Below are 12,634 nucleotides of genomic sequence, written 5' to 3' on the forward strand. Positions count from 1 at the left end.
TTTTTATTTATTTCCCAAGAACCTTCAATACTTTTTCCGCTATCTGTTCCTTTGTAAGATTATTTCTTCTCAAAATTTCCTCAGCCGGAACTCTGTCAGTAAATTCCTTTTTTGCTCCAAAATTCATTACCTTCATATTCGATGTTCCATAGAATCTCGTTACCTTTTCACCAAATCCTCCATCAAGTACAGCACTTTCAAGAGTTATTACAAGTCCATGGTTTTCTTTCAGTTTTTCCAGCACTTCTTCATCTATTCCTGTAATAAATCTTGGATTGATTAACGTTGCATCTATACCATTTTCCTTCAGAAGTTCTTTTACTTCCTTTCCTAAATGATAGAAGTCTCCCAGCCCAATAATTGCAACATCACTTCCGGCTTCCTTTATTACATATTTGTTAAGTTCGCTGAAATCAGGTTTTATTTCCTCACCAGTTGAAACTACACCATTTAATGGAACTCTTATTGCTACAGGATGCTCCTTATATTCTATTGCCCAGTCCAGCATTGCAAAATATTCCTCCTTGCCTGTAGGAGAAAGATAAACCATATTAGGTATATTTCCTATAACCTGTTCATCAAAATATCCAAGATGAGTAACATCATTCATTCCTGTAAGTCCACCTACAAACACAAGAATTACTGCAGGATTATTATTTATACATAAGTCCTGTGAAAGCTGGTCGTAAGTTCTCTGAACAAATGTGCTGTATACTCCATATACAGGCTTTCCACCATTTGCCGCTATTCCTGATGCCAATGCAACAGCATGTTCTTCAGCTATTCCCACATCTACAAACTGTTTTCCTGCTTCTGCCCTTCTTTTGGCATTAAATCCCATTACAGTTGGAGTTCCAGAGCTTATTGCAACCAGTGCAGGATCTTTCTTCATTTTTTCAAGCAGATATTCCCCTGTGAGGTCAGAATATGCTTCTTCATCATCAGGTGTATCAATTTTAATTTTCCCTGTTGCCGGATCAAAAGGTGCATTATAATGCCAAGGTTCCTTATTTTCTTCTGCAAATGGAAGACCTTTCCCTTTTATAGTATGAATATGCAGAACAATAGGATGATCAATATCCTTCACACTTTCAAATACCTTTATAAGCTCATCTATATTATGACCGTCCTTCACATAAATATAATCAAGTCCTAGTGCCTTAAACAGGTTATTTGGCGATTTTCCTTCTGTTTCCCTCAATTCCTTCAATGTCTTATATAGTCCGCCATGATTTTCTGCAATTGACATATCATTGTCATTTACAATAATAATCATATTTGTTCCCTGTTCAGAAATATTGTTCAGCCCTTCATATGCTTCTCCTCCGCTCAGTGAACCGTCTCCTATAATTGCAACTATATTTTCATTGTCTCCCTTCAGATCCCTTGCTTTTGCAAGTCCTGTAGCCAGACTTATGGAAGTTGATGTATGCCCCACTTTAAAAAAGTCATGTACACTTTCATCCTGATTTGTATATCCTGAAATTTCTGAAAATTTATCAGGATTTAAAAATCCTTCCTTTCTTCCTGTAAGTATTTTATGTGGATAACACTGGTGGGAAACATCAAATACAAATTTATCCTTTGGTGAATTAAACACATAGTGTAAAGCTATTATAACTTCAACCATCCCAAAGTTAGGCCCTACGTGTCCTCCAATTTTTGTAAGTCTGCTAAGTAATGCCTCCCTCACATCACCTGCCAGTACTTTTAACTCATCTTTTGACAATCTCTTTATATCTTCAGGAGAATTTATTTTTTCTAACGCCATTCTTTCATACCTCCATATCTTTAAATTATTTTAAGACAAGTATACCATATGGAGTTGACTGCAAGTCAAGTCCTTTTTGATTTTAAAAACAAAATAAATAATTACAGTTATATTTTCACATACAACCATAACTTGCTGCATTAACTTTAATAATTTAAATTTTACATTTTTTTCAAATAAAGTTATAATATGAAAAACAAATTTATGGAGGGAAAGATGAAAAAGAAATTTTTTTTAATTTTACAATTTTTATTATTTTCAGTAATTTTAACTGCTGAAAATGCTGATACTTACAATAACTTTGAAAAATTTAATGTAAGATTCTCAAATGCCAACTTACCATTTCAAATTGTTGTTAACGAGTCTAAAGGAAAAGAATATTATCCTGCTGAATTAAATGTTGGAAATTACCTGTTTTTTTCACCAACAAGATTAGCTGGACTAAATTATTACGAATTTTTTTCTGATGTTTTAAAAAAAGATTTTAAAACTTACACAACTAATAAAAAGGGAAAAATAAAAAATGAAAGTAAAGTCTACCGTTATAATAAATCTGATTTTTATGCTAATTATAAGGATATGGTAAAAAGCGACAGATCTGAAATAAAAGATTTTTTAGGAATCGTATCAGCTGATACAAAATTAATCAGTCCTAATACTTATAAAATAACTAATTATGTCACTGACAGAGGCTTTCTTATAACTATTCCTATGAATATGGCTTTTTATGTAAAACAGGTTAATGACAGTAAATTCATATGGTCTCTAAATAATAACTTTGATAAGATTGATTACACCTTTACTCTTGAAAATAAGAAACTCATTGTAAGAAATGACAAAGAACAGATTGTTTTTACAGCTTACAGAAATGAAAACTCTTTATTTTTTGAAACTGCTAAAGATAAATTTGAATATAAAGTAAATGAAGAAGATTCCCAATTTGAATCTTATAAAAATGGAAAACTTTTTGAATCATTGAAATATAAAACAGAATAGAATATTAGAATTAAAACTTTCTTTTATTAGAAAAATAAAAGTAAAAATAGCTCTCTGAAGATATACTTTATTTTTTACAGATTGCTATTTTTACAACTTTAATTTTTTATGGTCAGCACATTAGTGCTTTTTTTTTACTTTCTCATTAGAAATTAGAAATGACAATATATTTTAATTACTCATCTTCTTTGATTTCTCAACACATGACCTTACTGCATTTATTACAGTTCCTCTAAAGTTACCATTTTCTAGGGTATTAACTGCTTCAATAGTTGTTCCTGCAGGAGAAGTTACCTCATCCTTCAGCACTCCGGGATGCTTTCCTGTTTTAAGCAGCATTTCTGCAGAACCTTTTACTGTCTGGGCTACTATTTCATATGCCTTGTCCCTCGGCATTCCCTCCAGCACTCCACCGTCTGCAAGTGCTTCCATAAACATATAGACATAGGCCGGAAGTGACCCTGCTATTCCTGTGAAGGTATGCATAAGCTTTTCATCTATTTCGATACTTTTTCCAAAACTGTCAAGAATTCCAAATACAACCTTCTTTTCTTCTTCTTTTACATTTCCATTAAAAGTAACCGCCGTCATTCCTTCAAGTACCTGTGCCGGTGTATTAGGCATTATTCTTACTACTTTTTTATCTTTACCTGCAATATTTTCAACACTTTCAATACTAATTCCTGCAGCAATTGCAATTATTATCTTATTTTCATCTATCCTGTCCTTTATTTTATCCAGAACAGAATTGTAAATGTTTGGCTTTACAGACAGAACTATAACATCACTGTTATCCACCACTTCAACTTCATTCTGTAAAGGTTTCACATTATATCTTTCAGAAAGTTCCCTTGACTTTTCCACATTTACATCAAATACATTTATATCGCTTCCTGAAACATACTCTGATGTAACCAGTCCCTTTATCATGGCACTTCCCATATTTCCAGTACCTATAAATCCTATTTTCATTTTTCACCTTCATATTAATTTTATCTATAATTTTACATTTATTCCCTAATTTGCCCATTTCCTCTGATAATATACTTTGTTGTTGTAAGTTCCCTTACTCCCATAGGCCCTCTGGCGTGAAGTTTCTGAGTGGAAATTCCAATTTCCCCTCCATATCCAAATTCTCCACCATCTGAAAATCTTGTTGATGCATTCAGGTAAACTGCTGCCGAATCCACTTCATTCAGAAATTTTTCAGCATTATCTATTGATTCTGTTATTATTGAATCTGAATGCTGTGTGCTATGTTCATTTATGTAGTCTATTGCCTCATCTACATTTTCCACAAGTTTCAGTGACATTATCATATCAAGGTATTCTGCTCCAAAATCTTCTTCATTTGCCAGCTTTACATCATTTCTGTTTACAATATCAAGTGCTTCCCTGCTATATCTAAGTTCTACACCACTTTTTATAAGCATATCTGTCACTTCAGGCAGTATCTTTTCAGCAATATTTTTATGAACCAGTACTGTTTCTATTGAATTACACGTACTTGGCCTCTGGATTTTTGCATTTTTTATAATCGGCAGAATGTTCCCTATTTTTGCACTTTCATCCACAAATACATGGCACACTCCTGCACCTGTTTCAATTATAGGAATTGTAGCATTTTCAATAATAAACTTCTTCAGTCCTTTTCCTCCTCTAGGTATGAGGACATCAATATACTGATTCATTTTTACCATTTCATTTACAAGTGCCCTGTCAGTATTTTCTATAAGTTGAACTGAATTTTCAGGTAATCCTGCCTTAACTCCCGTTTCGTTAAAAAGTCTGCTCAAGTAAATATTTGAATTTATTGCATTTGCCGATCCCCTTAAAATTACCGCATTGGATGATTTTATTGCAAGTCCTGCCGAATCTATTGTCACATTTGGCCTTGATTCGTATATGATTCCAAGTACACCTAATGGTACCCTTTTTTTCTCGATAGTCATTCCATTTTTATGTTTCCAGCCTGAAAGTATTTCCCCGATAGGATCAGTAAAGGCAGCTATTTCCATTAATCCCTGTGACATAGCTTCAATCCTTTTATCTGTTAGTTCCAGCCTATCCAGAAGTGCAAAGGAAAGCCCTTCCTTCTTACCATTTTCAAGATCCAGCCTATTTGCTTCCTTTATTTCTTCCTTTTTATTAATCAGCTCTTCAGCAATCATTACAAGAACTTTGTTTTTTGTCCTTGTATCCAGAGTAAGAAGTTTTTTCGACGCTTCCTTTGCCTTCTTTCCCATTTCTTCAATATATCCGCTAATCATTTTTCTTCCTTTCATTCTTTAGCATATCATCTTTACCATACTGTTTCCATTTCCCAAGAAATCTATCCCACAAGTATTATCCCTTTGTAATTACCATATTGTCTATGTGCACTACAACATCATCATACTTATGGCCAAGTATATTTTCTATATCTTCACTTCTGTGCCCCATAATAAGTTCTATTTCATCTGAAGAGTAGTTTGAAATACCTGTTGCTATATTTTCATTTTTCATATTCATGATTTTTACTACCGTTCCCTTCTCAAAGTTACCTTCAAATGATTTTATTCCCACCGGAAGAAGACTTTTCCCTTTAAATAATGCCTTTTCAGCACCTTCATCTATTGTAATTACTCCCTTTTTATTTGTTCCGTATGCAAGCCAGTATTTTTTGGAGCTTATTTTCTTATATTTCTTTGTAAACAATGTTCCGACATTTTCCTTTTCCACTATCCTTGTAATATTCTTCGGATCCTCTCCACTTGCAATTACCATATTTGTACCTATTTTAGTTGCCATTTCCGCAGCAATTATTTTAGTAATCATTCCACCTGTACCAAATTTCGACCCTTCTCCACCTGCAGTTTTTTTAATATCATCATCTATTTTACCAACAATTTCTATCAGATTTGCATCTTCATATTTCTGAGGATTTTTGTTATATAATCCCTGTACATCAGATAATATAATCAGAAGATCTGCATCTATAAGGCCTGAAACTAATGCTGAAAGAGTGTCGTTATCTCCCACCTTCAGCTCGTTTGAAACTATTGCATCATTTTCATTTATTACAGGTATTATTTTATTTTTCAGAAGAGTATTACAGACATTTCTCGCATTAAGATATCTTCTCCTGTCTGAAAAGTCCCCTCTTGTAAGCAGAAGCTGACCAATTATTTTCCCATATTCCTGAAAAAGCAGCTGATACAAATGAGTCAGTGCCACCTGTCCCACTGATGCCAATGCCTGTTTCTCAGACAGCGTCTTTGGACGCTCCGTTAAACCAAGCTTTCCCATTCCGGCTCCTACTGCTCCCGATGTTACCAGTACCACATCATAACCTTTATTAGATAAATTGCTCAGTTCTGCAACTATTTTCTTTATTTTTTCTATATTCAGGTTTCCATCTTCCTTTGTAAGCGTTGATGTTCCCACCTTTACTACTATTTTTTGAATATTTTCCAATATTTCTTCTCTTCTGTTTGTCTGTCTTTTCATATTATCACTTGCTTTCTGTAATTGTTTTTTCTATTATTTTTCTTCAGGAACCCAGACAGAAATTTTTCCTGCCTTAACTTTAAATGCCGCAAATCCACTATCATCTATCACAACATTGTCAAATCCGCTTCCTGTAACTTCCTTCCATACCTGACCTGTACGATTTTGTCCTACTTCTATCACTTTTTCCCCATCTTCATTATTTGAAAGAATAGCTGCACATCCGGTATTCAGGTCATTTTCCCTTCCTGTTCTATAAATTCCTACAATATCAGGGTCATCAAAATAGTCAATTTCTCCACCATAGGCATAATGTTTTCTCACGTGAAGCAGCTGATCTATTATCCATCTATGTTCACTTTCCTGTCCACCGACACCGTAGTAATCACCATAGAACAGACAAGGGTAACCTCTTTCTGCAAGAAGTATTATTGCGTAGGCATGTGGCTTGAACCAGCTTTCTATCTGGGATTCAAGTGCGCTTCCCTTCTGTGAATCATGATTATCCACAAAAGAAACTGCCTGCATTGAATCTGACATCAGTATAGTATTGTCAAAAATTGTTCTCAAATCAAAATCTTTCCCCCTTACTGATGCTTCATGGAAATTAAAATGAAGACCTACATCAAATAAATCTGTTGCATACTCCAGACTTTCCAGATACTCCTTCAATGTCCCAAGGTCATCCTTCCAGTATTCTCCAACAGAATAAAATTCTTCCCCATAGACACCTCTGACTTCATCAAGAAATTCCTTTATAAATCCTTCACTTATATGTTTTACTGCATCCATTCTGAATCCATCCAGCTTCAGTTCATTTACTACCCATTTTCCCCAGCTTATTACTTCCTTTTTAACTTCTGGATGGGCATAGTTCACGTCTGCATTCATGAGATAGTCATAGTTTCCCATTTCAGAATCCACTTCTTCAGACCAGTTTTTATTTTCTCCCACTATTTTGTAAATAGCAGTTTTCTTATTTTCATTATTAAAATCTACTCCCGTAAAAAGATTGTAGTTCCATTTAAAAGCTGAATATTTATCATTTCTTCCAGGGAATGTAAACTTTGTCCACCCTTCAATTTCATAAGGATCGCTAACTTCTTCATTTCTGTTTCCGGAAGATACTTCTATAGCCAGGAATCTCTCTGTTTCATCTGCACCTGCCTTGTGATTGAGCACCACATCAAGATAAACATCTATATCATATCTATGAAGTTCTTCAATTGCCTCCATCAATTCCTGTTTTGTCCCATATTTTGTCCTTACTGTACCCTTCTGGTCAAATTCCCCCAAATCCCATAAATCATAGGCACCATATCCAACATCCATTGAAGAAGTACCTTTATATGCAGGAGGAATCCACACTGCAGAAACACCTATTTCACTTAAATGTTTCGCATCATTTTTCAGTCTTTCCCAATGTTTACCGTCATCAGGAAGATTCCACTCAAAATATTGAATCATTACTCCATTTTCCATAATTTTCCCCTTTCATAACTTACATTTTTATAATGTTATTCCTTTTTCCTTAACATATTCTATAACTTCTGCCAAATCTTCTTCCGTATCTACTCCTATTACTTCAGAATCTGTTTCCAGCACTTTTATTTTATAGCCGTTTTCTATAAATCTAAGCTGTTCCAGCGATTCTATCTTTTCCAGTACCCCTTCTTTAAGATTTTTAAGCTCATTTAAGAAATTTGAAGTGTATCCATATATTCCAATATGTTTGTAATACTTATAATCTCCAATCGGATTTCTTTCATAAGGAATTACCGATCTGCTGAAATAGATGGCATTACAGTTGAAATCAGTTATTACTTTCACTGTATTAGGATTGCTCACATCTTCATCCTTCCTGAATGCCTTCTTCAAGGTTACAATTTCAGACTTTTCTTCCCTGTAGTTATTTGCCAGAAGATTAATAGACTTTATATCTATAAGAGGTTCATCCCCCTGTATGTTTATAACAAAATCAAAATCACTGTATTCCGGGTTATTTATTACTTCTATTATTCTTGAAGTTCCATTTTCATGTTCTTTAGATGTCATAACAATATTTCCACCAAAATTTTTCACAGCATCGTATATTCTCTGATCATCAGTTGCCACAACAAGTTTATCAACAGCCGCATTTTCAGCCCTTTTATATACCCATTCAATCATAGGATATCCATTTATATCTTTTAAAGGTTTTCCTTCAAACCTTGTTGATGCATATCTTGCAGGAATTACTCCAAGTATTTTCATAAACTCATCTCCTTAAAGGTAAATTTTATAGATAATTATATCATTTATCCGACTATATTGAAACAGATATTTTATCTGTAATTTAAATATCTATACCATATACATCTGCTATATATAATTTATATTTTTATTTTACCTGCAAATGATATATTATAGAACCATAACATTAAAAAAAGGATGTGGTAAATGTGGAACACAATTTATGGAAATTACTGGAAACTCTGAAAGAAAATAAATGGATTGATTTGACTCATGAACTTACAAATGACAGTCCTTACTGGGGTGGAATGCCTGACGGAGTTCTGGAACTTAATAAGACAATTATTGATTACCCTGAAATGAATCTTAACATACAGACACACAAATTCCCAGGGCAGTTTGGTACACATATAGATTATCCTGGACACTTTGTGCAAAATGCACGTCTGGCAGGAGGTTTCAAAGTTGAAGATACTGTTTTACCTTTAGTTGTCATTGATTTAAGTAAAAAAGTTCAGGAAAATAACGACTATGAAATAACTATAGATGATATTCTGGAGTTTGAAAAAGAGCATGGTACTATACCTGAAAATTCATTTGTTGTTTTCAGATCTGACTGGAGCAAAAGATGGCCTGATATGAAAGCACTTACAAATGCTGATAGTGAAGGAAATGCACATACACCAGGATGGCCAATTCCTACACTTGAATTTCTGTTTGATAAGAGAAATGCTGCAGGAGTGGGACATGAAACTCTTGATACGGATGCAGCTGTAACTTGTGCAAAAAATGGAGATCTTGTAGGGGAAAGATACATTCTTCAAAAAGATAAGTTTCAGGTGGAAGCAATGGCAAACCTTGACAAACTTCCTCCAGTAGGAGCTGTTATATTTGTCGCTGCCCCTAGAATTATTTCTGCAAATGGACTGCCTGTAAGGGCATGGGCTGTTATTCCTGAAAAGAAATAATAAATTTAGGATAAAATAAAATAGAGCTATAAAGTACAGTTTAAATACATGTTGCCTTTATAACTCTATTTTTTTATTTTATATTACTTTTTGTTATTTTTCCTTTTTCTTTCAATATTACTTTATTTTATCACCGATATATTTATTTCCAACTAAATAAGTTACAGTATTCTCATAATAATTAAAAATTGTTATTATATTTTTAAACAAGACCGAAGCTTATTAGTCTCAAAATTTTTCCAAACCATGAAAGAGGTTCAGTATCTTCTCCTGCGACTATCTCTATTTTCGAAACGACATTTCCATCATCAAGTACCTCAAGCATTGCTATTTTTTCTCCCTTTTCTATTCCTTTTTTCCCGGCATCTACATTCAGGTCGTTTATTCTGAAAGTATAGTTTGAATTATCTATCTGGTAGACATTATCTGAGATGACCCCCTTCAGTTCTTTCTTTTTACCATTTAATACTTTAAATTTCCCCATTTCCTTACCTACTGTATAAATAGCCTGAAGTCTGTCTTCTATTTTGGTAAATTCAACCTTCTGGTCGTCATTTCTTTCTACATCTGTTCTATTTCCCAGTGTAACTGATACAATTTCAAGATTTCCAAGTTTACTTGTCAATATCAGATTATATCCTGCATCTGCATGGAAACCTGTCTTCAATCCATATATTCCATATCTGTATAGTAAAGCATTTCTATTTTTATATATTACCTGATCTCCATTCGAGTTAGGTAATTCAAGCTGTAACTGACTGGACCACTCTTTTATCCTGTCGTCTTCAGAAGCTTTTCTTCCCATAAGATACAGATCATAAGCTGTGGAAATATCCATAGGCTTGCCTGTCATTGAAGTAGGCAATCCTGCCGGAGTATAAAACACAGTATCTGTCATTCCTAATTCCTGAGCCTTTTCATTCATAAGAGCTACAAATTTTTCTATATCCCCCTTACCTATATGTTTTGCCACAAGATAGGCTGCATTGTTTGCAGAGTATATTATTTCTGATTTCAGAAGAGTTTCCAATGTAAAACAGTCTCCATGTTTTACATTTAGCCAGCTTCCTTTAAGATAGGCAGTATCAGGCGTAAAGCATATTTCATCATCTAAACTTGCATTTCCTTTATCTATTTCGTCAAGTGCAACAATTATGTTCATTACCTTTGCCAGTGAAGCTGTAGGGTGTTTTTCTCTTTCCCCCTGTGCCTTCAGTACCTTTCCTTCCCTTGTTGCTATAAATTTATGTATTGGTCCACTGTATTTTGAAATTCCTTCAATTTCCTTGTCTTCAGCTTCTATCACTTTCTTTTCTTTTTCTTTATCTTTTTTATCCTTTTTCTTTTTTTTCTTATGATTTTTATTATCTAATTTTTCACTGGGATTTACTTCATTTTCCCCATTTTTTATATTATTTAAATTATTTACATCTCCATTTTGAGGATTTTCATTTCCATTATTGAGATTTGCAGCATCTGTTTCTGTTGACTGACCTTTATTATTTTTCAGTTCTTTTTCAATATTTTTTTTATTTTTTAAAGAATGTTTCTTCTTTTTATCACTATTTGCTTCATTATCTTCATGTTTTCCACCCTTATTTTTCGGCTTTATAATCCCCGGATTTTCAGGTGCTGTTTCATTTTGTGAATTTCTGCTTTTAACTCCTGTTCCAAAAGTCAGAACTGTTATAAAAATTATAAATACCATTATACTTTTTGTCCTGTTTATCATTTTCACCATTCCTCATTTTATTCTTGTTATCTTCATAAGCTTCTTCTTATACATTTATTTTTTGGCTTTTTTAGTTTTCTTAGCCTTTACTGTTTCTTTTTCCTTCTTTTTGGCTTCCTTTAATAAATTTTCATAATATTTGCAATATTCTTTTATTTCACACACTTCACATTGCGGTTTTCTTGCCTTGCATTTATCCCTTCCCTGTAAAATCAAATAATGTGAATATTCAAACCAGCTTTTTTTAGGAACAAATTTCATCAGTTCCCTTTCTATAATTTCAGGATTTTCACTTTTCACAAATCCAATATGGTTGGAAAGTCTCTTTACATGAGTATCCACTACAATTCCTTCCCTTATATCCCATATTTCTCCTAAAACTACATTTGCTGTTTTCCGTCCAACTCCTGCAAGCTCCACAAGTTCTTCCATTTTATCAGGAATAACATCATTATGTTTTTCCAGCATTGCTTCTGCATTTAATTTTATATTTTTAGCCTTATTTTTATAAAACCCTGTTGATTTTATATATTTTTCCAGCACTTTTATATCCATATTACGGATATCCTGTGGTTCCCTGACTACTTTAAACAGCTCCTTTGTTACAATGTTGACCCTTTCATCTGTACACTGTGCCGACAAAATAACTGCAACCATCAGTTGATAAGGTGTCTCGAAATCCAGGGCGCACTTTGGTTTACCAAATTTCTTTTCAAGTATTGGAAATATTTTATTAAATCTTTCCTTTTTCGTCATTTTCTCTCCTAAAATTTTTCTTTAAAAATTAATCCTGTTAAAACTTATCAATTATATATTTCATCCCTTCCAGAACTAAAAAGTGGACAGGATAAAAAACATAAAAAAAATACTTCATATTTTTCCCTTTTCTTCCATTATATGAAAATATAGGGATTAATGAGAACATAGAATATATCTGAACCTTTGCCAAGTCAAAAATACCGGGATACAATACAAGTAGCATATTCAATGCCAGAAATGCACAGAATATAAGAAATTTTTTTCTCCTTAAAATACCGAACAGGGCTATTGTCAATATCCCGTACACTCCATAATCAAAATCATACTTTTTTGCCACATAAACAAGTCCACCAATTAAAATAACCTTTATTAAAAAAGGAATCTTTCCTGAATAAAATATTTTCATTACTACAAGTCCCAGAAGTAATGTAAAAAATATATTCAGCGGATAGTTAAGTTTAAAAATATATGCAGGAATTTGGGAAATTACAGCAAAAAAAAATAATCTTCCAAAATATTTTTTAAAATTTCCCGTATGGAAATATCCTTCCCCAAGCGAAAAGGAAAATATTGGAAAAGCCATTCTTCCTATAATATTTAAAATTTCAGGTCCCCCTATTATATAATGATAGTGGTCAATAAACATTGACAGGATACCTATAATTTTTAAAACAAATAAACTCATAG

General features: G+C 33.1%; 11 protein-coding genes. 2 read left to right on the plus strand and 9 right to left on the minus strand.

Translation table 11 applies throughout. The features are described 5' to 3' along the window. Positions 1 to 7: 7 nt before the first annotated feature. Positions 8 to 1,771 carry a 1-deoxy-D-xylulose-5-phosphate synthase gene (locus HMPREF1984_RS03170; protein WP_021766452.1) on the minus strand — a complete coding sequence of 588 codons (1,764 nt, stop codon included), beginning with the start codon at positions 1,769 to 1,771 and terminating at the stop codon, positions 8 to 10. A gap of 216 nt (positions 1,772 to 1,987) precedes the next feature. On the opposite strand from HMPREF1984_RS03170, the gene HMPREF1984_RS03175 reads away from it, so the two are divergent. Beyond that, on the plus strand, positions 1,988 to 2,767 hold the full coding sequence (locus HMPREF1984_RS03175) for a hypothetical protein (protein ID WP_036099592.1): 780 nt from the start codon (positions 1,988 to 1,990) through the stop codon (positions 2,765 to 2,767). A 171-nt stretch (positions 2,768 to 2,938) separates the two neighbouring features. On the opposite strand, the gene proC is transcribed toward HMPREF1984_RS03175, so the two are convergent. The 5 genes from proC to kdsB all read right to left on the minus strand — a co-directional run bounded on the left by proC (position 2,939) and on the right by kdsB (position 8,509). Beyond that, on the minus strand, positions 2,939 to 3,739 hold the full coding sequence (gene proC / locus HMPREF1984_RS03180) for a pyrroline-5-carboxylate reductase (protein ID WP_021766454.1): 801 nt from the start codon (positions 3,737 to 3,739) through the stop codon (positions 2,939 to 2,941). Positions 3,740 to 3,777: 38 nt separating this feature from the next. After that, positions 3,778 to 5,037, minus strand: a complete 1,260-nt coding sequence (locus HMPREF1984_RS03185; RefSeq protein ID WP_036099593.1) for a glutamate-5-semialdehyde dehydrogenase — start codon at positions 5,035 to 5,037, stop codon at positions 3,778 to 3,780. A 76-nt stretch (positions 5,038 to 5,113) separates the two neighbouring features. After that, positions 5,114 to 6,256 (minus strand): glutamate 5-kinase, encoded by a 1,143-nt coding sequence (proB, locus tag HMPREF1984_RS03190; RefSeq protein ID WP_021766456.1) that lies wholly within the window; start codon positions 6,254 to 6,256, stop codon positions 5,114 to 5,116. A gap of 33 nt (positions 6,257 to 6,289) precedes the next feature. Then, positions 6,290 to 7,738: an alpha-amylase gene (locus HMPREF1984_RS03195; RefSeq protein WP_021766457.1), complete on the minus strand. Its 1,449-nt coding sequence runs from the start codon at positions 7,736 to 7,738 to the stop codon at positions 6,290 to 6,292. 27 nt (positions 7,739 to 7,765) lie between these two features. Further along, complete coding sequence (gene kdsB / locus HMPREF1984_RS03200) at positions 7,766 to 8,509, minus strand: 3-deoxy-manno-octulosonate cytidylyltransferase (protein ID WP_021766458.1); 744 nt, start codon at positions 8,507 to 8,509, stop codon at positions 7,766 to 7,768. A gap of 188 nt (positions 8,510 to 8,697) precedes the next feature. Between kdsB and HMPREF1984_RS03205 the strand changes: the two genes are divergently transcribed. After that, on the plus strand, positions 8,698 to 9,456 hold the full coding sequence (locus tag HMPREF1984_RS03205) for a cyclase family protein (protein ID WP_021766459.1): 759 nt from the start codon (positions 8,698 to 8,700) through the stop codon (positions 9,454 to 9,456). 202 nt (positions 9,457 to 9,658) lie between these two features. Here the strand turns inward: HMPREF1984_RS03205 and HMPREF1984_RS03210 are convergent, their stop codons facing one another. From HMPREF1984_RS03210 to HMPREF1984_RS03220, 3 genes are read right to left on the minus strand one after another with little or no spacing between them, the layout of a single operon-like run. Further along, on the minus strand, positions 9,659 to 11,197 hold the full coding sequence (locus tag HMPREF1984_RS03210; RefSeq protein WP_021766460.1) for a D-alanyl-D-alanine carboxypeptidase family protein: 1,539 nt from the start codon (positions 11,195 to 11,197) through the stop codon (positions 9,659 to 9,661). Positions 11,198 to 11,242: 45 nt separating this feature from the next. Then, positions 11,243 to 11,944, minus strand: coding sequence for an endonuclease III (gene nth / locus HMPREF1984_RS03215; RefSeq protein WP_021766461.1), 702 nt, complete (start codon positions 11,942 to 11,944; stop codon positions 11,243 to 11,245). Positions 11,945 to 11,981: 37 nt separating this feature from the next. Continuing rightward, positions 11,982 to 12,632 carry a TraX family protein gene (locus tag HMPREF1984_RS03220; protein ID WP_021766462.1) on the minus strand — a complete coding sequence of 217 codons (651 nt, stop codon included), beginning with the start codon at positions 12,630 to 12,632 and terminating at the stop codon, positions 11,982 to 11,984. Positions 12,633 to 12,634: the final 2 nt, after the last annotated feature.

Source organism: Leptotrichia sp. oral taxon 215 str. W9775, from assembly GCF_000469505.1.
Lineage (GTDB): Bacteria > Fusobacteriota > Fusobacteriia > Fusobacteriales > Leptotrichiaceae > Leptotrichia_A.

Excerpts from the sequence above, each read along its gene's own strand:
- HMPREF1984_RS03170 (WP_021766452.1), bottom strand. The coding sequence starts at position 1,771 with ATGGCGTTAGAAAAAATAAATTCTCCTGAAGATATAAAGAGATTGTCA.
- HMPREF1984_RS03175 (WP_036099592.1), top strand. The coding sequence starts at position 1,988 with ATGAAAAAGAAATTTTTTTTAATTTTACAATTTTTATTATTTTCAGTA.
- proC (WP_021766454.1), bottom strand. The coding sequence starts at position 3,739 with ATGAAAATAGGATTTATAGGTACTGGAAATATGGGAAGTGCCATGATA.
- HMPREF1984_RS03185 (WP_036099593.1), bottom strand. The coding sequence starts at position 5,037 with ATGATTAGCGGATATATTGAAGAAATGGGAAAGAAGGCAAAGGAAGCG.
- proB (WP_021766456.1), bottom strand. The coding sequence starts at position 6,256 with ATGAAAAGACAGACAAACAGAAGAGAAGAAATATTGGAAAATATTCAA.
- HMPREF1984_RS03195 (WP_021766457.1), bottom strand. The coding sequence starts at position 7,738 with ATGGAAAATGGAGTAATGATTCAATATTTTGAGTGGAATCTTCCTGAT.
- kdsB (WP_021766458.1), bottom strand. The coding sequence starts at position 8,509 with ATGAAAATACTTGGAGTAATTCCTGCAAGATATGCATCAACAAGGTTT.
- HMPREF1984_RS03210 (WP_021766460.1), bottom strand. The coding sequence starts at position 11,197 with ATGGTGAAAATGATAAACAGGACAAAAAGTATAATGGTATTTATAATT.
- nth (WP_021766461.1), bottom strand. The coding sequence starts at position 11,944 with ATGACGAAAAAGGAAAGATTTAATAAAATATTTCCAATACTTGAAAAG.
- HMPREF1984_RS03220 (WP_021766462.1), bottom strand. The coding sequence starts at position 12,632 with ATGAGTTTATTTGTTTTAAAAATTATAGGTATCCTGTCAATGTTTATT.